An 879-nucleotide genomic window follows, 5' to 3' on the forward strand; every position below is an offset into this window, starting at 1 on the left:
TACATAAAACCGTTAGCACACATATAAACCAAACACATTGAAAAAATCTGCATTAATTTTAATTTGCCTCTTCTCCACAATAGTATCTGCTCAAAACTTGGTGGATTTTGATTGTGAAACTGGATTTAAAAAAATACAAACGGAAATTGAATCCACACCACAGGTTGATTATAAACTAATTTACTCTCAAAGAAAATACGGAAAAGAGAGCTTTGAATTCAGCGAAGGAATTATCGTAATTAAAGAAATTAGTGATGAAATAAATCAAAATGACTTGGCCCAAATAATCGGTCGAATTGGAGTGGAAAATAACCTGACCAAAATAATTGCTTTGCGAAATTGTGATGCAGGAAGACTTTACCTTCAACAAACCGAACGTACATCTGAGCAACAGAATTATTTAAGACAAAGTGTAATCGCTGAAATAGATATTGATTTACTTAAATCGCTATCAAAAAAGGAAAAGAAACAACACAAGAAAAAACGAGACTTAATTGAATCTGTATCTAAAGAATCGTGTAAAAAACTCGCTGAATTAGGAACTGATAAATTAACTATGGATAGTTTTAATCAGATTGTTTCTGGCACATCTGCCGAATACGCTGAAAAAACAATGAAAATATACGAATTACCATTTGAGCAAAGTGTAGATGAATTTTTAAATGATTTAATGAGCTATCTATTGTTTGATTGTCAGTTAGTGAGAGAACTTGTGAATAAGGAATAATAAAAAATACGTGTGCTAACAATGGCTATAAGCAATTGGGGCGAAAGTGATAAAACCAAAATATAAACATAAAACAAAGGTCAAAGCTAAACCGAAAATTTTAGGCGTAAAACCCCAACTGCCCATAGCCGAGACCGTTGTACACAATTATG

At 32.2% G+C, this 879-nt stretch carries 1 protein-coding gene; it reads left to right on the forward strand.

What is annotated here, in order from left to right; all coding sequences use genetic code 11:
• The first annotated feature begins 37 nt into the window (after positions 1 to 37).
• Complete coding sequence (locus TD29_RS17715; RefSeq protein ID WP_152611565.1) at positions 38 to 727, forward strand: hypothetical protein; 690 nt, start codon at positions 38 to 40, stop codon at positions 725 to 727.
• Positions 728 to 879: the final 152 nt, after the last annotated feature.

It is taken from the genome of Psychroserpens damuponensis, assembly GCF_000826655.1.
Taxonomy (GTDB): Bacteria; Bacteroidota; Bacteroidia; order Flavobacteriales; family Flavobacteriaceae; genus Psychroserpens; species Psychroserpens damuponensis.